The organism is Streptomyces sp. NPDC053560, assembly GCF_044544605.1.
GTDB lineage: Bacteria > Actinomycetota > Actinomycetes > Streptomycetales > Streptomycetaceae > Streptomyces.
This window is the reverse complement of the sequence record NZ_JBITXI010000011.1, coordinates 73888-93431: the sequence shown is the minus strand read 5'-3', so window position 1 is coordinate 93431 and position 19544 is coordinate 73888. Positions and strand designations below refer to the sequence as shown.

General features: G+C 72.4%; 21 protein-coding genes and 1 tRNA gene. 18 read left to right on the top strand and 4 right to left on the bottom strand.

All coding sequences use genetic code 11. The features are described from left to right. Positions 1–47 precede the first annotated feature (47 nt). The 4 genes from ACIGQF_RS26100 to ACIGQF_RS26085 all read left to right on the top strand — a co-directional run bounded on the left by ACIGQF_RS26100 (position 48) and on the right by ACIGQF_RS26085 (position 4562). Positions 48–1541, top strand: a complete 1494-nt coding sequence (locus ACIGQF_RS26100) for an alpha/beta fold hydrolase (protein ID WP_399714658.1) — start codon at positions 48–50, stop codon at positions 1539–1541. Positions 1542–1563: 22 nt separating this feature from the next. Then, entirely contained in the window at positions 1564–2148 is a 585-nt protein-coding gene (locus ACIGQF_RS26095; RefSeq protein WP_399714656.1) for a GNAT family N-acetyltransferase, read from the top strand. Positions 2149–2257: 109 nt separating this feature from the next. Beyond that, positions 2258–3301, top strand: coding sequence for an ATP-binding protein (locus ACIGQF_RS26090; protein ID WP_399714654.1), 1044 nt, complete (start codon positions 2258–2260; stop codon positions 3299–3301). Between the two features lie 274 nt (positions 3302–3575). Then, complete coding sequence (locus ACIGQF_RS26085; protein ID WP_399714651.1) at positions 3576–4562, top strand: PP2C family protein-serine/threonine phosphatase; 987 nt, start codon at positions 3576–3578, stop codon at positions 4560–4562. A gap of 50 nt (positions 4563–4612) precedes the next feature. Here ACIGQF_RS26085 and ACIGQF_RS26080 read toward each other — a convergent pair whose 3' ends face one another. Further along, positions 4613–6175, bottom strand: a complete 1563-nt coding sequence (locus ACIGQF_RS26080; RefSeq protein ID WP_399714649.1) for a PTS ascorbate transporter subunit IIC — start codon at positions 6173–6175, stop codon at positions 4613–4615. A gap of 14 nt (positions 6176–6189) precedes the next feature. Further along, positions 6190–7080, bottom strand: a complete 891-nt coding sequence (locus ACIGQF_RS26075) for a PTS sugar transporter subunit IIA (RefSeq protein WP_399714646.1) — start codon at positions 7078–7080, stop codon at positions 6190–6192. A 70-nt stretch (positions 7081–7150) separates the two neighbouring features. Here ACIGQF_RS26075 and ACIGQF_RS26070 point away from each other — a divergent pair, with 70 nt between their 5' ends. Next, complete coding sequence (locus tag ACIGQF_RS26070) at positions 7151–7738, top strand: HhH-GPD-type base excision DNA repair protein (protein WP_399714643.1); 588 nt, start codon at positions 7151–7153, stop codon at positions 7736–7738. Between the two features lie 99 nt (positions 7739–7837). Here the strand turns inward: ACIGQF_RS26070 and ACIGQF_RS26065 are convergent, their stop codons facing one another. Then, positions 7838–8749, bottom strand: a complete 912-nt coding sequence (locus ACIGQF_RS26065; protein ID WP_399714640.1) for a helix-turn-helix domain-containing protein — start codon at positions 8747–8749, stop codon at positions 7838–7840. Positions 8750–8919: 170 nt separating this feature from the next. Here ACIGQF_RS26065 and ACIGQF_RS26060 point away from each other — a divergent pair, with 170 nt between their 5' ends. From ACIGQF_RS26060 to ACIGQF_RS26045, 4 genes are all read left to right on the top strand, one after another. After that, the gene (locus ACIGQF_RS26060; RefSeq protein ID WP_399714637.1) at positions 8920–9969 is read left to right on the top strand and encodes an NAD(P)-dependent alcohol dehydrogenase; all 1050 of its coding nucleotides are present in this window, start codon (positions 8920–8922) and stop codon (positions 9967–9969) included. Between the two features lie 274 nt (positions 9970–10243). Then, positions 10244–10768 carry a DUF4232 domain-containing protein gene (locus ACIGQF_RS26055; RefSeq protein WP_399714634.1) on the top strand — a complete coding sequence of 175 codons (525 nt, stop codon included), beginning with the start codon at positions 10244–10246 and terminating at the stop codon, positions 10766–10768. A gap of 196 nt (positions 10769–10964) precedes the next feature. After that, positions 10965–11261 carry a type II toxin-antitoxin system VapB family antitoxin gene (locus tag ACIGQF_RS26050; protein ID WP_004943146.1) on the top strand — a complete coding sequence of 99 codons (297 nt, stop codon included), beginning with the start codon at positions 10965–10967 and terminating at the stop codon, positions 11259–11261. Between the two features lie 151 nt (positions 11262–11412). Beyond that, positions 11413–12054 (top strand): LytR C-terminal domain-containing protein, encoded by a 642-nt coding sequence (locus ACIGQF_RS26045; RefSeq protein ID WP_399715098.1) that lies wholly within the window; start codon positions 11413–11415, stop codon positions 12052–12054. 76 nt (positions 12055–12130) lie between these two features. Here ACIGQF_RS26045 and upp read toward each other — a convergent pair whose 3' ends face one another. Beyond that, on the bottom strand, positions 12131–12766 hold the full coding sequence (gene upp, locus ACIGQF_RS26040; RefSeq protein ID WP_361552984.1) for a uracil phosphoribosyltransferase: 636 nt from the start codon (positions 12764–12766) through the stop codon (positions 12131–12133). Positions 12767–13342: 576 nt separating this feature from the next. On the opposite strand from upp, the gene ACIGQF_RS26035 reads away from it, so the two are divergent. The 9 genes from ACIGQF_RS26035 to ACIGQF_RS25995 all read left to right on the top strand — a co-directional run bounded on the left by ACIGQF_RS26035 (position 13343) and on the right by ACIGQF_RS25995 (position 19481). After that, positions 13343–13519: a hypothetical protein gene (locus tag ACIGQF_RS26035; RefSeq protein WP_399715133.1), complete on the top strand. Its 177-nt coding sequence runs from the start codon at positions 13343–13345 to the stop codon at positions 13517–13519. A 448-nt stretch (positions 13520–13967) separates the two neighbouring features. Continuing rightward, on the top strand, positions 13968–14504 hold the full coding sequence (locus tag ACIGQF_RS26030; protein WP_361552987.1) for a hypothetical protein: 537 nt from the start codon (positions 13968–13970) through the stop codon (positions 14502–14504). Positions 14505–14602: 98 nt separating this feature from the next. After that, the gene (locus ACIGQF_RS26025) at positions 14603–15202 is read left to right on the top strand and encodes a nucleoside deaminase (protein WP_399714629.1); all 600 of its coding nucleotides are present in this window, start codon (positions 14603–14605) and stop codon (positions 15200–15202) included. 113 nt (positions 15203–15315) lie between these two features. Then, a tRNA-Ser gene (locus ACIGQF_RS26020) sits at positions 15316–15402 on the top strand. A gap of 375 nt (positions 15403–15777) precedes the next feature. Next, complete coding sequence (locus ACIGQF_RS26015) at positions 15778–15942, top strand: hypothetical protein (protein WP_181138704.1); 165 nt, start codon at positions 15778–15780, stop codon at positions 15940–15942. 122 nt (positions 15943–16064) lie between these two features. Next, positions 16065–16358, top strand: coding sequence for a Dabb family protein (locus ACIGQF_RS26010; protein WP_399714626.1), 294 nt, complete (start codon positions 16065–16067; stop codon positions 16356–16358). Between the two features lie 376 nt (positions 16359–16734). After that, a complete protein-coding gene (locus ACIGQF_RS26005) occupies positions 16735–17538 on the top strand; it encodes an RNA polymerase sigma factor SigF (RefSeq protein WP_361552995.1) in 804 nt (267 codons plus the stop codon). A 237-nt stretch (positions 17539–17775) separates the two neighbouring features. Next, a complete protein-coding gene (locus ACIGQF_RS26000) occupies positions 17776–18603 on the top strand; it encodes an RNA polymerase sigma factor SigF (RefSeq protein WP_362212275.1) in 828 nt (275 codons plus the stop codon). A gap of 122 nt (positions 18604–18725) precedes the next feature. After that, complete coding sequence (locus ACIGQF_RS25995; RefSeq protein ID WP_399714621.1) at positions 18726–19481, top strand: hypothetical protein; 756 nt, start codon at positions 18726–18728, stop codon at positions 19479–19481. The last annotated feature ends 63 nt before the right edge of the window (positions 19482–19544 follow it).

Genomic DNA, 19544 nt, shown 5'->3' with positions numbered 1-19544 from the left:
ATCCCCGAAGAGACGCTGCCCCCGCCACTGCCCTGAATGCGAGACCTGTGACCACCGCCGTCCACCGCTCCGGCCTGCTGTGCGCCCTCGCGGCCACCGCCGCCGCGCTGCTGCCCGCCGCCCCCGCGCACGCCGCCGCCCCCCGGTCATCCGGGCTGCACTTCGGCGCCTGCCCCGACTCCGTGCCGGACCCGCCGGCCCCCGACCGCGTCGAGTGCGGCGAGCTGAGCGTCCCGCTGGACCACGACCGCCCCGAGGGCCGGCAGATACGCATCGCCGTCTCGCGCGTACCGGCCTCGGGGCCCGCCGACGAGCGGCGCGGTGTCCTGCTCGTGAACCCGGGCGGCCCCGGCGGCTCCGGCCTCCCGTACGCCGTGACCAAGCGCGCCAAACTCCCCGAGAGCGTGCGTCGTTCGTACGACGTGATCGGGTTCGACCCGCGTGGCACGGGACACAGCGCACCCGCCGACTGCGGTCCGATGGGCGGCCTCTTCGACGCGCCGGGGCAGGACCCCGTGCCGCGGACCCCCGCCGCCGAGCACGACTACCTCGACTCCCTCCGCCGCACCGCCGACGACTGCGCCACCGGCGTCGGCGCCGCCCTCCCGCACCTCTCCACCACCGGGACGGCGCGCGACATGGACGCGCTCCGCGCGGCCCTCGGCGAGCGGCGCATCGCCTATCTCGGCGTGTCCTACGGCACCTACCTGGGCGCCGCCTACGCCGCGCAATTCCCGCACCGAATAAGCCGGATGGTGCTGGACAGCGTCGTCGGCCCGGAGGACTGGTACGACTTCGACCTCCGGCAGAGCCGGGCCCTGCTGCGCCAGCGCGACACCTTCTTCGGCTGGGCCGCCGCGCACGAGAAGCGCTTCGGGCTGGGCGGCAGCGCCACCGAGGTCCGCGCCGCGTACCAGCGCGCCCGCGACGGCCTCGCCGCCGGACCCGTGGCCGGCTTCGGCGCCGCGGAGTTCGACCGGACCGTGTACCGGGCGCTCGGCCGCACCGAACGCTGGGCGGATCTCGCCGACGGCATCCGCGCGTACCTGCGGAACCGGAGCGTCGAGGGGCTCCGCCCGGCCGACCCCTTCGGCGGCGCCGAATCGCGCACGTACGAGGCCGCCAACCGCACCGTCAAGTGCGCGGACGGGCCCGGGCCCACGCCCGCCCGGGTGATCGCCGACCTGCGCCGGATGCGCCGCCTGGACCCGCAGCCGGTGCTCACCGGCATGGAGGCCCCGGTGTGCGCGTACTGGCACCACCGGCCGGCCCACCGCACCGCGCTCGGCAGCCCCGCCGCGCCGCCCGTCCTCCTGGTCGCCTCCGACCACGACCCCGTCACCCCGATCGCGGGCGCCCGCGCGATGCAGCGGCGGCTGCCCGGCTCCCGGCTGGTGACCCTGCACGACGACTACTCCCATGGGGTGTTCGCCAGCCGGGGCAACGCCTGCGTGGACGGCGCGGCGGCCGCGTACCTGGAGGCCGGGACCGTACCGTCGGCCGACCTGCACTGCACCGGCCCCGGCCTGCCGACCCCCTGACCACCGGAAAGCACGGAGCACCATGACTGTCACCGTCACCCCGCACGCAGCGAAGCCCGACACCCCCGGGTACACGATCCGGTCCGCCACACCCGCCGACGTGGCGGGCGCACGCCGCGTCATGCTCGACACGCTCTACCGGGAATTCGACTACGGCTATGTGCCGCAGTGGCACCAGGACGTCGTCGACATCCCCGGCACCTACCTCGACGACCCGCGCCACCTGCTGCTGGTCGCCGTCCATCAGGGCAAGGTGGTGGGCACCACCGGCATCCGGTCGGCGGGCCCCGCCCACCCGCCGCACCCCCGCTGGCTCGCCGACCGCTACCCGTCCGGCTCCACGGCCCAGCTCGTCCGCGTCTACGTCGACCCGGCCCACCGGCGCCACGGCCTGGCCCGCACGATGGTCCGGCACGCCTGCGACTTCGTGGCCGGCACCCCCGGCTATGCCCGGATCTACCTGCACACCAACGTCAAGGTCGAGGGCAGCGGCGCCTTCTGGCGCAGCCTGGCCACGGAGGTCTTCGACGCCCGCGCGACCGGCGAACACGGCCCGGGCGTCGAGACGGTCCACTTCGAGATCCCCATGCCGCGGCGGACGCCATAGGTATACCTACACCGGCCGGTCACCGATGCCGGCAGCCCGCCCCGCCGGAGAGGCTGGCCTCCTCTTCCGGAGACGGCCCTCCGGAAGGCCATCTTCGGAGGCGGGACCCATGCAGGAATCGGAGTACTCGGAGTGCAGCGGCCCGCTCACGTTCGCCGGGCGGCAGCCGGAACTGGCAGAGGTCGAGGAGCTGCTGCGGCACACCCGCCTGGTGACCGTGACCGGGCCCGGCGGCGTGGGCAAGAGCGCACTCGCCGGCGCGGTGGCCCGGCGGTCGGCGCTCGCCCCGGAGGCGGTGGTCGGCCGTACCGACCTGGCCTCGCTCGGCGATCCCGACCTGGTACCGCACCGGCTGGCCCGGGCGCTGCGCCTCGACGGCTGTCCCGGGAAGCCCCAACTGAGCGCTCTCGCCGAAACGCTGGGCGACTGCCCGGCCCTGCTGGTCGTGGACACCTGCGAGCACCTGGCCGCGCCGTGCACCGAGGTCTTCACCGAACTCATCGACGCCTGCCCCGGCCTGCACATCCTGGCCACCAGCCGCACCCCGCTGAAGACGCCGGGACTGTATTCGCTGCCGCCCCTCCCGCTGGAGGCGGCGGCCGGGCTGTTCGAGGCGCACGCGCGCCGGCTGGGCGCCGAGCCGGCACCCGGCACGGTCCGGCGCATCTGCGCGCTGATGGAGGGCCTGCCGCTGGCCGTGCTCATCGCGGCGGACCAGCTGGGGCACCATTCGGCGGACGACGTCCTCGCCTGCCTCGCCCGGCCCGAGGACGCCCTCGACCTGCCGGCCTCGGCGCCCGGCCTGCCCGGCCGGCACCGGACGCTGCGCGACTCCCTCGGCTGGAGCCGCCGCCTCTGCACGGCGCAGGAGCAGCTGCTCTGGGCGCGGTGCAGCGTCTTCCCCGGCGGCTTCGAGCTGTCCCACGCGCTGGAAGTGTGCGGCGACCACCGGCTGCCGCCCGGTCCGCTCGCCGCGGCCTTCACGGGCCTGTCGTGGCAGTCGCTGATCGAGCCGGTGCCTGACGGCGCCGAGACCACCGCCTTCCGGATGCGGCACGCGACCCGGGCGTACGGCCGGCAGCAGCTGATCCGGTCGGGTGAGGAGCGCGCGGTAACGAACCGCTTCCTGGCGTGGTCGGTCAACCACTCCTGACGCCTGCGGCTCCTGCCCGCGCCGCGCCCACCGAGACTCGCGAGTGATCTTTACGCACCTCACTCACCTGCAATTTCAACGATATGCACGACCCGTGCATCGTGCGCTGGCTAAGCTGAGGAGCTTCAGCCGTTCAGCGGGCAGGTCTGTCATGCCGAAGCTTCCGCCGGCCGAACGCGTCCCACCCTGCGTTCCGGCCGCACCGCCGCCCGGAAGACCCGTGAGGCTGGTTCGAGGAACGTTTCCGCTATTACTCGCGGCACTCTGCGTCGCAGTGGGCCGCACCCGGGACCTCGCTCCGCTCTTCCTCCCGCTGATGCCCGCCGTCGCCGCGCTGCCCGCCATCGGACGGCCGAGCGGGCGGTCGGTGCTGTGGGCGGGCGCCGCCGCGCTCGCGGGCGTGGCGGCGCTGGGCTGGGGCGCCCGGCCGCTGAACGTCGCCGTGGCGCTGGCGGGCGTCCTCGCGGTGACCGCGCTGGTCCGGGCCGCCGCCCGCCGCGGCCGCCGCCAGGAGACCAAGATCGCCTGCCTCGGCCGGCTCGCCCAGGTGACCCAGGCGGCGGTGCTGCCCCGGCCGCCCGAATGGGTCGGCGGGGTCCGGCTGGAGGCGCGCTACCTCGCGGCCACCCCCGGTGCCACGGTCGGCGGCGACATCTGCGGCGCCGAGCGCACCCCCTTCGGCGTACGGCTGCTCATCGGCGATGTGTCCGGCAAGGGCCTGGACGTGGTCGCGACGGCCGCCGAGACGCTGCACATCTGGCGGGAACTCGCGCACCACGAGCCCAGCCTGGCGGGCATCGCGCTGCGGATGGACACCTCCGTCACCCGCATCCACCACCGCGAAGGCTTCGTGACCGCGCTGCTCATCAACGTGCACGACGACGGCCGGATCGAGCTGCTGAACTGCGGCCACCCGCCGCCCCTGCTGATCCGCGCCGGCCGGGCGCAGTGGCTCGACGGCCTGGACGCGACGGCCCCGCTCGGCCTGATGCGGATGGTGGCGGACCGCTGCCCGACCACGGTGGTGCGCCCGGCGCCCGGCGACTGGTTGCTGCTCTGCACGGACGGAGTGGCCGAATGCCGGAACCAGGACGGGGAGTTCTACCCCCTCGCCGAGCGCCTCACCTCACTCTGCGGCCACGAACCCACCGTCGTCCTGGACACGCTCGAAGCGGACCTGGCGCGCCACCGGGACTCCCGCGCCCGCGACGACGCGATGCTGCTCCTGATGCGCCCGCTGGAGCAACAACACACGAGCTGAACGGAGAACACCGGACACCCGGCCGGGCGGCGGTCGTCCGGCCTCGTCGTTCAGTCGGACTCCGGCGGCGGGGGCGGGGTGGGCGCGCCGGCCGGCGGGGCGATCTTCGCGTACGCGGTCGTGGTGGTGGCCGGGGCCGCTGCCGCGGGCGCCCCGGTCCGCGGCAGTACGGCGTCCCGGCGGGCGCCCGGGTCCCAGCCGGTCTCCACCACCCGCTTCTGCACCACCACGGCACCGGCCAGCACCACCGCCCCGATGGCCAGCATCAGGACGACCGCGCCCGCGCCGCCCACCTTCGCCGCGTTGCCGATCAGCGAGCCGAACCAGCCGAAGTCGGCGTCGCCGAAGGTGGTGTTCTCCTCGCCGAACGCGCCCAGCACCTTCAGGAGCAGCGCGGGCAGGAAGGTGATGAGGACGCCGTTGACGAAGGCGCCGAGGGCCGCGCCGCGCCGGCCGCCCGTCGCGTTGCCGTAGACGCCGGCCGCGCCACCGGTGAAGAAGTGCGGCACCAGGCCCGGCAGGACGAGCGCGAGGCCGAACCACGGGTGGAAGAGCGCGGACAGCAGTCCGAGGCTGACCAGGCCGCCGAGGAAGCTGCACAGGAAGCCGATGAGGACGGCGTTCTGCGCGTACGGGAAGACGATCGGCGCGTCCAGCGAGGGCAGCGCGCCGGGCACGACCTTCTTGGCGATGCCCTGGAACGCCGGGACCAGCTCGCCCAGGATCGTCCGCACACCGAAGAGGATGATCGCGACGGCGATGCCGAACTGCAGGCCCTGCATGACCGACTGCATCAGGTAGTTGCCGATGCCGGTCGCGGCGGCGCCGCCGTCGGAGCCGAACGCCTTGAACGCGGTCTCCCGGCCGGCCTTGGCCAGGAAGAGGATCGCCAGGATCACGTAGATCAGCACCATGGACAGCGCGGTGGCCACCATCGAGTCGCGCAGGAAGCGCAGCCCCTCGGGCAGCTTCATGTCCTCCGTACTGCGGCTGCGCCCGCCGACCAGCTGTCCGGTCGCGCCGGCGGCGACGTACCCGGCCGTGCCGAAGTGGCCGATGGCGATGGTGTTGTCACCGGTGATGCGCTTGGTCCACGGGTGCGCGAAGGCCGGCATCGAGACCAGCAGGATGCCCAGCAGCACGCCGCCGGCCAGCACCACGACCGCCGAGGACTGGCCGGCGGTGGCCAGCACCATGGTCAGCAGGGTCGCCATGAACAGCATGTGATGGCCGGTGAGGAAGACGTACCGCAGCGGCGTGAAGCGGGCCAGCAGCAGGCTGACGCCGAAGCCGACGATCATCAGCCAGGCGACCCGGGCGCCGAACTGCTGCTGCGCGATGCCGACGATCGCCTCGTTGGTCGGGATGACGCCGTGCGCGCCGGTCGCCCCCTGGATCATCTCGCCCAGCGGAGCGAGGGCCGTGACGACGAGATCGGCGCCGGCCCCGATCAGCAGGAAGCCCAGCGTCGCCTTGATGGCGCCGCCGACGACCTGACCGGCGGACTTCTTCAGGGCGACGAGGCCGGTGGCCGTGATCAGGCCGACCAGATACGCCGGCTGGCTGAGGACCTCGTTGACGAGGAACTTGGCGATCGATACGAGCCAGTCCATGGTGCGTTCCTTCGTTACTGGACGTCGTAGGTGTCGCGGAGGATGCGGTCGACCTCACCCGTACTGGTGAAGTTCTCGACGACCTTCACGGGGACGCCGATGTCGCCGAGCGTTCTGGCGATCTCGCCCGAGGTGAGGATGGCGACGGCCTCGCCGGCCTTGCCCTTGGCGGAGATGGTGTCGGTCGCCTCGACGGTGACGTACCGGGACCAGCCCCAGCGGTCGAGCACCTGCTCCAGGGTGTTCTTCAGGAAGAGGCTGGTGCCCAGGCCGTTGCCGCAGACGGTGAGGATCTTGTGCGGGACGCCGCCACCGGCCGGCTGCCGCTCCTCGGGGCGCGTCGGCTCCGCCGCCCGCTCGGCTTCCGGCGACGGTGCGGACTCCGCCGACGGCCCGGCCTCCGCCGACCGCTCGGACTCCGGCGATTCCGCGGACGGCGCGGACTGCTCCGGGGCGTCCAGACTCGCCAGTACTGCGTGCACCGCCTCGGGCGTCGGCGCCTCGCGCAGCGCGCGTTCGCTCTCCGGGTCCGCCAGCAGCCGGGCCAGCGCGGCCATCGCGTCGGTGTGCGCGCCGGAGTCCCGCGCCGCGAGCCCGACGACGAGCGTCACCGGATCGTTGGCCTCGTGCCCGAACTCCACCGGTTCGGCCAACCGCACCCACGACATACCGGTCCGCAGGACCGCGGGCGAAGGGCGGGCGTGCGCGAAGGCGAAGCCGGGCGCCAGAACGATGTAGGGCCCGTTCTCCTCCACGTTCTCGATCATTTCCGTGGTGTACTCACCGGTACTGGCACCGGTCGCGGCCATCAGATCGCCGGCCGCCCGTACGGCCTCCCGCCAGTCCGCCGCCGCCACGTCCAGCCGCACGGCTTCGGCGGGGATCAGTTCGCTCAAGGTCGGCATGCAGGGGATCGTCGCACGAAAACGCTTGCCCGGACATGCGACGTCCGGCGCCGGAAGGGATCATCAACACATGAACGTGAGGATGCGGGTCGCACAGCAGGAGGAAGCCGACGAACTGCTCGGCCGCAGTCCGCTCGCCGCGCTGGTGGGCATGCTGCTGGACCAGCAGGTGCCGATGGAGTGGGCGTTCACAGGGCCGTACACCATCGCCCGGCGGATGAACGGCGACGACCTGGACGCGCCCGCCATCGCGGCCCAGAATCCGGAAGCGTTCGAGGAACTGCTGGCCCGCAAGCCGGCCGTGCACCGCTACCCGCGGTCCATGGCCAAGCGGGTGCAGCAGCTGTGCCAGTACCTCGTCGAGCATTACGACGGCGACGCGGAAGCCGTCTGGCGGGACGCGGGCACCGGCGCCGAGCTGCTGAAACGCCTCAACGACCTGCCCGGCTTCGGCAAGCAGAAGGCCCAGATCTTCCTGGCCCTGCTCGGCAAGCAGTTCGGCGTGCGCCCCGAGGGCTGGCGCGAGGCAGCGGGCGCGTACGGCGAGGAGGACTCCCGCCGCTCGGTGGCCGACATCACCGGCCCGGAATCCCTCGCCGAGGTCCGCGCCTACAAGCAGGAGATGAAGCGGGCGGCGAAGAAGGCGGCGGCGAAGTAGGGCCCGGGTCCGGCGCTCTCCCCGAGGGACCGGCCGGTGTTGCCCCCGGGGGCGGCTTCAGCCCTCCCGGCCGGCCGCCGCCCCTCCCGCTCCCCCGGGTCAGCCCCCCGCGTCCTGTCGTTCGGCGGAGTCCTGGCTCACCGGCGAGCGGTCCGCCGATGAGCGGTCCGCCGGGCCCTCCGCCGCCCAGCTGCCGAGCAGCCGCAGCGACTCCGCCGACGCCGAGCCGGGCTCCGCGTTGTAGACGATCAGCTGCTGGTCCGGGTCGGCGGGCAGCCGCAGCGTCTCGTACGACAGGGTCAGCGGCCCGACCACCGGATGGTGCAGCCGCTTCACCCCGAAGCCCTTGTCCTGCACGTCGTGCGTGGCCCAGAGCTGCCGGAACTCCTCGCTCTTGAGCGACAGCCGCCCGATCAGCGAGGCGAGCTCGGGGTCGTCGGGGTGACAGCCGGCGTCCAGCCGCAGGTAGGAGACGATGTCGGCGGCCTTGCGCTCCCAGTCGACGTAGAAGTCGCGGGCCGCCGGGTCCAGGAAGACCTGCCAGGCGACGTTCCGCTGCTCCGGCTCCATCGCGCCGTAGTCACCGAGCAGCGCGCACGCCATGCGGTTCCACCCGATGACGTCCAGGCGGCGGCCCGCGACGTACGCCGGTATCCCCTCCATCGCGTCCAGCAGCTGCTGGAGCGCGGGCCGCACCCGCTGCGGGCGGCCGGCCCCGCGCGCACGCTTGGCCTTCGGCTTGACCAGGTGGCTGAGGTGCGCCCGCTCCGCGGCGTTCAGCCGCAGCGCGCCGGATATCGCGTCGAGGACGGCCGTGGAGACGTTCTGCCCGTGGCCCTGCTCCAGGCGGACGTAGTACGCCACGCTCACGCCGGCCAGCTGCGCCAGCTCCTCCCGCCGCAGCCCCGGCACCCGTCGCCGCCCGCCGTGCCGCGGCAGTCCGACGTCCTCGGGCTGAAGACGGGCACGGCGGGTGCGCAGAAACTCGCTCAATTCGGTGCGCTGGTCCATACGGCCAAGTATCCGCATCTCGGCGACAACGCGCGGTGGCCTGTGGACAACTCTGCGAAACCGCAGGTCGCGGCGGTACGGCGAGGGTGTCACTGGCATTGGTACCAACGGCGTTCGTACGTAAACGGGTGGCCTGGCTCCGCTTTCCGTTCTGCCGCAGGCTCGATGTCATGACACACACCTCTGTCACCGCGTATGCAGCACCCGCGCCCAAGGCACCCCTGGAGCGCACCACCATCCCGCGCCGCGAGCTCGGCGCGCACGACATCCTGATCGAGATCAAATACGCGGGGATCTGCCACTCCGACATCCACCAGGTCGACTCGGACTGGGGTCCGGGCACCTTCCCGATGGTCCCGGGCCACGAGATCGCCGGCGTGGTCGCCGCGGCCGGCCCGGAGGTCACCCGCCACCAGGTGGGCGACCGGGTCGGCGTCGGCTGCATGGTCGACTCCTGCCGGGAGTGCGACAACTGCAAGGCCGGATTCGAGCAGCACTGCACCGGCTCCGGCCCCGTGATGACGTACAACGCCACGGGCCGCGACGGCGAGCCCACCTACGGCGGCTACTCCACCCACGTGGTGGTCACCGAGGACTTCGCCGTCCGCATCCCCGACGGCCTCGCGCTGGACGTCGCCGCGCCCCTGCTGTGCGCCGGCATCACCGTGTACTCGCCGCTCGCCCGCTGGGGCGCGGCCCCCGGCAAGAAGGTCGCGGTCGTCGGACTCGGCGGCCTCGGCCACATGGCCGTGCAGATCGCCGCGGCCCAGGGCGCCGACGTCACCGTCCTCAGCCAGTCGCTGCGCAAGAAGGAGGACGGCCTGAAGCTGGGCGCCTCCGACTACCGCGCCACCTCCGACCCGGCGACCTTCGAGGAGCTGGCCAACACCTTCGACCTGATCATCAACACCGTCTCGGCGGACCTGGACCTGGGCGCGTACCTGGGCCTGCTCCGCACGAACGGCACGCTGGTCCAGGTCGGCGCGCCCGAGCAGCCGCTCCGCACGTCGCCCTTCGCGCTGATCCAGAACAACCGGGCGATGGCCGGCTCGTCCATCGGCGGCATCCCCGAGACCCAGGAGATGCTGGACTTCTGCGCGGCGCACGGCATCGGCGCGCAGATCGAGGTGATCTCCGCCGAGGAGATCAACGACGCGTACCGGCGGGTGCAGGCGAGCGACGTCCGCTACCGCTTCGTCATCGACGTCTCCACGATGTGATCCCCGACGGCGGACCTGTGGACCGTGCGGTCCAGGGGTCCGCCCCCCGCGAAGCCGGGTGGCCGTCCGTCGGCCACCCGGCTTCGTCGCACGCGGCCCCGCCCGGTTTCTCCGTACTCCCGCCCGCCTTCATCCTATTTGGCAGTGGATAGGCGGCGTTAGCCGGACGTTAGCGGACCAATAGCGCCCGGGGGCAGAGTGGTTGTCGTGCCGGAGGGACCAGCCGGCGCACCACCACCAGCCATCGAAGTCACCAGTCACGGGGGAACCCACCATGAAGAAGACAGCCAAGGTCGCCGTCGCCTCCCTGATCGCCGCCGGCGCGCTGGCCGCGACCGCCGGCCCCGCCCTGGCGCAGACCGCCCGCCCGGCGCCCGCCAAGATCGCGCCCTGCGCGGCGTCGGCGCTGAAGTTCGAGGCCGGCACCGTCAGCCGCCCGATCAACCACGTCCTGATCAAGGCGACCAACACCTCGAAGAAGACCTGCGACTTCTCGGCCGAGACCTACCCGCTCCTGCGGCTCCACAAGGACCAGCAGGCGGTCACCCCGGTCGTCGAGGACTCGCAGCCGCAGGCCGTGGTCACCATCGCGCCCGGCGAGACGGCCTACGCGGGCCTGACGCTCTCCGCCGCCGACTCGTCGGAGAAGGGCTTCAAGACCAGCAGGATCGAGGTGGCCGTCAACCGGGACACCGCCCTGAAGTCCGTCACCGTCAAGGGCGGCCCGGTCTTCATCCAGCCGGGCGCCGCCAAGGTGACGTACTGGCAGGACAACCCGGCCGACGCCCTCCTCTGGTGACAGCTCCCGGCCGGGGAACGCCCCCCGATCTCCGGCCGGGCCCCGTACCGCCGCGTTCCGCCGGGCCCGTCCCGGCGGAACGCTCCGCCGTACTCGGGCGACACCGGGCGCATTGCTCCTCTTGCGCCGGTTACCACCACTTCGCACCCGTGCGACATGGCTGCGCCCGAGGCCGGGTGACCGGTAGGCTTTCCGTGTGATCTTCAAGCGCATCGGAAATGGGCGGCCGTACCCCGATCACGGCCGGGAGAGCACCCGCCAGTGGGCGGATGTGGCCCCGCGCCCGGTACGCCTTGACCAGTTGGTGACCACCAAGCAGCAGCTCGATCTGGAAACGCTGCTCGCGGAGGACTCCACCTTCTACGGCGACCTGTTCGCGCACGTCGTGAAGTGGCAGGGCGACCTGTACCTGGAGGACGGGCTGCACCGCGCGGTCCGGGCGGCCCTCCAGCAACGCCAGGTACTGCACGCCCGCGTCCTCGAACTGGACTGACGCGCGCCGGAGCCCGGCGGCAGACCGGCCCCGAGCTTCACGGAACGTAGCCGTGGCGCCCGGTATTGGCCCTTTCGGGTCAGGTCTCGCGCCACGAACAGATCATTTAATAGGCAGAGCGCCATCACCGCACTACGCTGCGGACATGAGCATGCTGACGCCCCCCGGCATGGGCGGTAAGAAGTACCGCATCACGGGCGACAGGTATCCGCGGATGCGCCGTCCCCGCCGTGACCGCAGGATCGCCATGACAGTCGTGGCCTCCGCCTGCGTGCTGGCCGTCGGCGCCTGGGGCGCCGTACAGCTCATCGACGTCTTCACCGGGCAGAGCGGCACCGCGCAGGCCGCCCAGGAGAAACCGAAGTGCCCCGCGGGCCAGGACGGCGCCAAACCGCGCAGCACGGCGAAGCCACTGCCCAAGCCGAGGGCCGTCAAGGTCAACGTGCTCAACGCGACCACCCGCAGCGGGCTCGCCAAGAGCACCGCCGACGCGCTCAAGAAGCGCGGCTTCACGATCGGCGAGGTGGGCAACGCGCCCGCCGCCTACGACAAGAAGGTCAAGGGCACCGGCCTGCTCCTCGGCGCGCCGGCCGCGACGGACAGCTCCTTCAAGGTGCTGGGCACGCAGGTGGCCGCCGGGGTCGAGCGGAAGACCGACGGCCGCAAGGGCGGCGAGGTCGACCTGATCATCGGCAACAAGTTCAAGGCCCTGGCGAAGGAGAAGGACGCCGAGGCCGCGCTCGCCGCGCTGACCGCCCCGCCGAAGGAGAAGCCGGGCACGCCGGGCTGCTGAGCGCCCCGCGGCGCCCGCGCCTCCGGCGTGCTCCCGGCCTGCCCGGGCCGGGCCCGTGCCCGGCCGGATCCTGGCCTCAGCCGGCCGTCCCGTACATGCGGTCGCCCGCGTCGCCCAGGCCCGGGACGATGTAGCGGTCCTCGTTCAGCCGCTCGTCGACCGCGGCCGTGACCAGCGTCACCGGCGTACCGGCCAGCTCCTTCTCCATGACCTGCACGCCCTCGGGCGCGGCCAGCAGGCAGAGCGCCGTCACGTCGTCGGCCCCGCGCTGGATCAGTTCCTTGATCGCCGCGACCAGCGTGCCGCCGGTGGCGAGCATCGGGTCCACGACGTAGATCTGCCGCCCGGAGAGGTCCTCCGGCATACGGGTGGCGTACGTCTGCGCCTCGTACGTCTCCTCGTTGCGGACCATGCCCATGAAGCCGACCTCGGCCGTCGGCAGCAGCCGCACCATGCCGTCCAGCATGCCCAGGCCCGCGCGCAGGATCGGCACGACCATCGGGCGGGGGTGGGAGAGCCGGACGCCGGTGGTCGCCGTCACCGGGGTCTCGATGTCGACCTGTTCGGTGCGCACATCGCGGGTCGCCTCGTACGCGAGCAGGGTGACCAGCTCGTCGGCGAGACGCCGGAACGTGGGGGAATCGGTGCGCTTGTCGCGCAGAGTGGTGAGTTTGTGCGCCACCAGCGGGTGGTCGACGACATGGATCCGCATGACATCGACAGTAACCGAGGCCGGGACCCCGAGGCGCCCGCCGGTGTCCGTACGGAGACCGGCCATCCACGCCCGGCCCCTCGGCCAACGTCAATCGATTCGCATCAACCCCGCACTTCGGGGGAAAGTGGGCACAGACGCCCGGACCGCCGGCCGGCCTCCGGGCGAGGACCTCGGCCCGAGGCGGTGTCGCTCATGCCCGACCAGAAGAACCGTCAGGACGCACGGCAGAACCGTCAGGACGCACGGCAGAACCGTCAGACTCGCCAGAACCACCAGACTCGCCAGAGCGGTCAGACGCGCCAGAACACTCAGCCGCACCAGAACCATCAGGACGCACGGCCCGAAGGAAGTTTGTCCCCGCCCGGCCCTTCCGGGGGCTCGCGCACCCCGCGGCCGGCCGCGCGCAGGTCCGGTGCCGCGCGCGGTGCGGCGAGAGGCGACGGGGGCGGTACCAGACCCGACCGCCCGGCGGGGCGCACCACGGGCGGCCGGGAGACCGGACCGCCCGGCGGGACGCCGGACCCGGCGGCCGCCGAGGCCCCACGCCCCGAGGACACGGCGCAGAAGGTGGCCATGGACGCGCGGGCGGCCGGCGGGGAGGGCGAGCCGGACGCGGCCCGCCGCCGGCGCCGGGCGCAGTTCCTCCGTGAGCTGAACGAGGCCAAGGAGCTGCGCGACCGCGTCCAGCCCCGGCGCGCCCGCGCCGCCCGGATGCGGCAGGCGATGCGCATGCGCACGTTCCGCTGGTAGCGCAACGGCGCGGGACCACCCGACCGGACCCGCGCCCACCGCCTCCACCCGTCCGCGCCGCCACCCCGGACCCGCCGCGACCGGGGCTCCTGGGCGTCACCGCGAAGCCCCGTACGCGTCACCGCAGGGCCACCTGCCCGCCGTGCACGCCGCCACAAGGGCCTCCGCGCGCCACATATGGACCGTTTACGCGCCACCATTCGGGCGCTGCTTCCGTCACCCGCATCCGGTCCCGTCCGGCCCTCCGAGGGGCGGATCCGGCCCCGATACGGCACCCATCCGGCCCCTTCACGGACCGGATCTCGCAGAACCCGGGCACGACGCAGCGTCGAAGACCCCGCGCGAACGCGTTGTTTCTGCCACGATTCCGATTGGGGCGGGGACTCCGGGCGCTCACGCGCCGCCCTCGCCCGGCCCGGATACGCCTCTGACCAGTGGGAGAGTCACGGTGTACTTCGCCGCACTGCTCGCGCGCACCGAAGACGGGTGGGAAGCGAGCGATACAGAGCTCGACAATGTGGAGACGCTTGCCGACCTGGCCGACCTGGCCCGGCAGGCAGCGGTCGACGACGACACGGTGGTGGCGTTCATCGAGCAGGAGGGCGCGTGGTTCGGCGTCGTCCGGGTGGACGGCGAGGACGACCCGCGCGTCTTCGTCTCGGATGCCACCGCCGCGTCCCGCAGCTCGTACGGCGCCATGCTGACCGACGAACTGATCGGCCGCGACGAGGAAGCCCCGGAGGACCTCGACGATCTGACCAATCTGGACGGTACGGAAGACGGTGAGCCCGAGGGCGCCGAGGACGAGGCGGAGGAGGCCGAGGCCGACGAACGGTTGCCGGCCGGGCCGCTCGGTGACGTCGACCTCCTCGACGACCTCGGCGTCACCGGCAAGGACTTGCTGACGTTCGACAGCAACGGTGACGCGTTGGGCGAGATCGCCGACGCGCTGGGCTGCACGGACGTACTGGAGGCGGTGCGGTGACGGACGGGGAGCGGCGCACCGCGGCCGCTCCCCGTCCGCCCGCCGCGGGGCCGCCTCCGCCGGTCCTCGGCACCGCCGCGGTCGCCGACACTGTTGTCATGACCGACGCACAGTCCGCCCCGGCCCCCGCACCCGATCCGTTGCGCGACCCGTGGGCCGCGCCCATGCGGCAGGCCCTGGCGGAGGCCGCGCTCGCCCCCGGGACCGGAGACGTCCCGGTGGGCGCCGTCGTGCTGTCCGCGGACGGGCGGGTGATCGGTACCGGCCACAACGCACGCGAGGCCACCGGCGATCCGACGGCCCACGCCGAGGTGCTCGCCATCAGGGCGGCGGCCCGCACGCTCCAGGAAGAGGCCCACGCGGCCGCCGCCGCGGAGGCCCCCATCTCCGCTGCCGGGGAGGATCACAGCAGGACTGCCGGGGAGGACGACACCTCCGTACGCCGCGCCACCGACTGGCGGCTGACCGGCTGCACCCTCGTGGTCACGCTCGAACCCTGCACGATGTGCGCGGGCGCGATCGTGCTGTCCCGGGTCGACCGGGTGGTCTACGGCGCCCGCGACGAGAAGGCGGGCGCGGCCGGCTCGCTCTGGGACGTCGTACGTGACCGACGCCTCAACCACCGCCCCGAAGTGATCACCGACGTCCTGGCCGAGGACTGCGCCGCGCTCCTCACCGACTTCTTCCGCGGCCGCTGAGAGCGGTTCGGCGGTACGGCGAACCGCTGCTGAGCGCGGTTCCGGGAGGTCCGCGCGCCTGCCTCCCGGAACCGATTTCGGCACACGGCCCCTCATGGGCTAGGCTCTGCCTCGGTAGCGTGTCCGAGCGGCCGAAGGAGCGCGCCTCGAAAGCGCGTGAGGGGGCAACTCCTCCGTGGGTTCAAATCCCACCGCTACCGCTCGCACGAAGGGCCCGACTCAGCAGAGTCGGGCCCTTCGTCGTATCCGGGCCTCTGGCCCGCACCGCGGCCGGGAGGAGCACGGTGCGGACCCCGCAGCGAGGCCCGGTCCCGCCCGCGGACTCCTGCCAGGCCCGCGGGCGCACCGTCCGGCCTGCGGCCGCCCCCCGGCCCGACAGTCCGCCGAACGCCCCCGATCACCGGGACTTTCGTCCTCGGGCGCCGGTGAGGGCGGCGTGGAGTCGTCGCGAAAGCGACCCCGGGGCCAGGGGGCCGCCCCGGACGCGGCTGCTGCGTTGGGGCCGGTGTGGTTACACTCGCCCGACCGCACCGGGCGGGAGCTGTCGGCAAAGGCCGTAGGGGAGACGGGGACGAATGGTGGAAACGAAGAAGATCGCGCTGTATGTGGTCGTCGTCTTCGTCCTGTACACGATCGTCACGTCCCCCACCCGGGCCGCCGATCTCGTCCAGATAGGGTTCGAGGGCATTTCGGACGCCGCCCAGGGCGTCGGTCAGTTCATGACCTCGCTGATCCAGTAGCCGACCGGCAGAGCCCCTCGCACCGGCCCGTCCGCACAGGGGCCGGGCGCCCGCCGCCAGTCCGGCAGAAACGATCCAGCGGGCCCGCACGCCCGTACGTACGCACTCACGGAGGCCCGCCCATGATCCGCCACCTGGTCCTGTTCAAGCTCAACGAGGGCGTCGCGCGCGACGAGCCGCGCGTCGCGGCCGGCGTGAAGGCGTTCCAGGAGCTCGGCGGCCTCATCCCCGACGTGGAGTTCTGGGAGTGCGGCTGGAACGTCACCGACCGCCCGATCGCGTACGACTTCGCGATCAATTCGGCCGTCGCCGACAAGGACGCCCTGACGCGCTATCTGGAGCACCCCGCCCACCAGGCGGGCGTCCGCCAGTGGGCGGAGTTCGCCACCTGGGTGATCGCCGACTACGAGATCTGATCCGCCGGTCCGGCAGCGTCCGGACCACGGCACCGCCCGGCCGCGTCCGGGTCGCGCCGACGCCGGCCCGCCACGGGCCGACAGTGCCCCTCGCCCCAGCGGGCGAGGGGTTTCTTCATGTCCACCCGCCTCCCGGCGGCTCCGAGAGGCCGCTCCCCGGCACCCCCGCACCGCCCGCCGCCGACCACTCCTCATCCCCTCCCCGCGGCCCCCACCTGCCCCTCGCCGTATCAACTGCCGCTCAACACGGCGTTATGCGGTGCTTGCACACACTGCACATGTCTTGTGATGCTATGACCGCTTTTGCCGGATACATCCGCTTCAGCACAGCCCAGTCCGACACAAAGCCCAGTCCTGCGAAGGGGAGGCGTGAACCGTGACGGCCCGTACTGCGCCGAAGGCGCCATCCCGCCAGAGCAGGAGTGCGGACACCCGGGCGCTCACGCAAGTCCTCTTCGCCGAGCTGGCGGGCCTGGAGGCGGGCACCCCCGCGCACGCCCGGGTGCGGGACGCGCTGATCGAGGCGAACCTCCCCCTGGTCCGTTACGCGGCCGCGCGCTTCCGCAGCCGGAACGAGCCCATGGAGGACGTGGTCCAGGTCGGCACCATCGGCCTGATCAACGCGATCGACCGGTTCGACCCGGACCGCGGCGTGCAGTTCCCCACCTTCGCCATGCCGACCGTCGTCGGCGAGATCAAGCGGTACTTCCGGGACAACGTCCGCACGGTCCACGTACCGCGCCGCCTGCACGAGCTGTGGGTACAGGTGAACGGCGCCACCGAGGACCTCACCGTGCTGCACGGCCGGTCCCCCACGACGGCCGAGATCGCCGAGCGCCTGAAGATCGGCGAGGAGGAGGTCCTCGCGTGCCTGGAGGCCGGCCGCTCGTACCACGCGACGTCCCTGGAAGCCGCGCAGGAAGGTGACGGCCTGCCGGGCCTGCTGGACCGCCTCGGCTACGAGGACCCGGAGCTGGCCGGCGTGGAACACCGCGACCTGGTGCGCCACCTCCTGGTCCAGCTCCCCGAACGGGAGCAGCGCATCCTCCTGCTGCGCTACTACAGCAACCTGACGCAGTCCCAGATCAGCGCCGAGCTGGGTGTGTCCCAGATGCACGTCTCCCGGCTGCTCTCCCGGAGCTTCGCCCGGCTGAGATCCGCAAACAGGATCGACGCCTAGATCCGCAAACAGGATCGATGCCTCACCGGGACGAGGTACGACCACCCCGGTAACGCCACTCCTTCCTGCGGGGATATGTCGACTTGGCGCTACAGCGTGTTGCCGACATGTGACATTCTGCAGGAACCGCGTTTGCCGTGGCGCCGCCTCCGGTATTCAGGTGGAGGCTGAACTCTTCGCTCCGCATGGGGCAGAAGAGGCGCAGCGGCGACCCGACCGCGACCTCAAGGGGGTGGCATGTCCGTAGAACTGGGCAGCTCGAAGGTGCTTCCCGCACCAGCACCGCAAGTGCATGACGACGACGCCCTCAACACCCGTACGCTTTCCCGCTCCCTCTTCTTGCGGCTGGCCACGCTCGACAAGGACAGCGTGGAGCGTACGTACGTCCGCGACACGCTCATCGAGCTGAACCTCCCGCTGGTGCGTTACGCCGCTGCCCGCTTCCGCAGCCGCAACGAACCCATGGAGGACATCGTCCAGGTCGGCACGATCGGCCTGATCAAGGCGATCGACCGGTTCGACTGCGAACGCGGCGTCGAATTCCCGACGTTCGCCATGCCTACCGTCGTCGGCGAGATCAAGCGCTTCTTCCGCGACACCTCCTGGTCGGTACGGGTCCCGCGCCGCCTCCAGGAGCTGCGCCTGGCACTCACGAAGGCCAGCGACGAGCTGTCCCAGAAGCTCGACCGCTCCCCCACCGTCTCCGAACTGGCGGCGTGCCTCGGCGTATCGGAGGAGGACGTCGTCGACGGCCTCGCCGTCGGCAACGCCTACACCGCCTCCTCCCTCGACTCCCCGTCCCCCGAGGACGACGGCACCGAGGGCTCCCTCGCGGACCGCCTCGGCTACGAGGACAGCGCGCTGGAGGGCGTCGAGTACCGCGAGTCCCTCAAGCCCCTCCTGGCCAAACTCCCCCCGCGGGAACGCCAGATCATCATGCTCCGCTTCTTCGCGAACATGACCCAGTCACAGATCGGCGAGGAGGTCGGCATCTCCCAGATGCACGTCTCCCGCCTCCTCACGCGCACCCTCGCCCAACTCCGTGACGGCCTGACCACGGACTGACGACGCGACGCACCCCCGGGCACCAGGGGTCCCTCCCGGCCCGGGGCATTGCCATGCCCGCTCTCCCCCGTTCCCTGCCGCATGCCTGTACATCTGACGTCCCGTCAGTCACACTGCCGACCATGCGACGGAGGACAGTTGGCGCGTCAGCGGGTGCACTGCTGTTACTGGGTACGCCGCTCGCCTCCTGCGGCGGCGGGGAGGGCCCGGGGTACATCGCGACGGGATCGGCGGACGGCCGAGCCCCCGACAAGCCCGTCGCCCCCACGGACAACGTCACCCTGATCCCGCTGGACGGCCCGGACACCGACACCGGCACCACTGCCCCCGAAGGACGGTACGGCGAACGCCCTGACGGCACGCCGGACGGCACAGTCCCCCCTGCCGGCACACCAGAACGCCCGACCCCCCCGCAGCCGCCCTCCGGCAACATCCCGGACGTACCGGATGCACCGGATGCACCGGACGGGCCGGACGGGCCGGACGGGCCGGACGCACCGGCCGACAGCGACGCCCCGGCCGACCCGAACACCGAGCCCTCCTCGCCCTCCCCCACTCCCCCCGACAACAGCCCCGCCCACCTGGAAGTCGGCATCCCCGCCCTCGCCAAGACCGACGTGCGCTGGTGCGAGCGAGTAACCGTTCAGCTCCACAACACCGGCAGCCGCCCGGTGACGGCCGGCACCATCACCTTCGCCACGCACATCATCGGCGGCCTCGGAATCGACTGGGACACCCGGAAGTCGACCCGCGAGCTCCCGGTCCCGATCGCCGGTGGTGAGTCGAAGAAGCACACGTGGAAGGTGTGCGTGGACGCGTGGCGAGTGCCGCTCGGCATGCACATCACCACAAAAGACGCCGACGCCACCTGGAAGTGATGCCACAAGGCAGCTCTCGCCAGGCCGTTCTGGTCGGCTGTCAGGCGCGAATGCGAACATGTG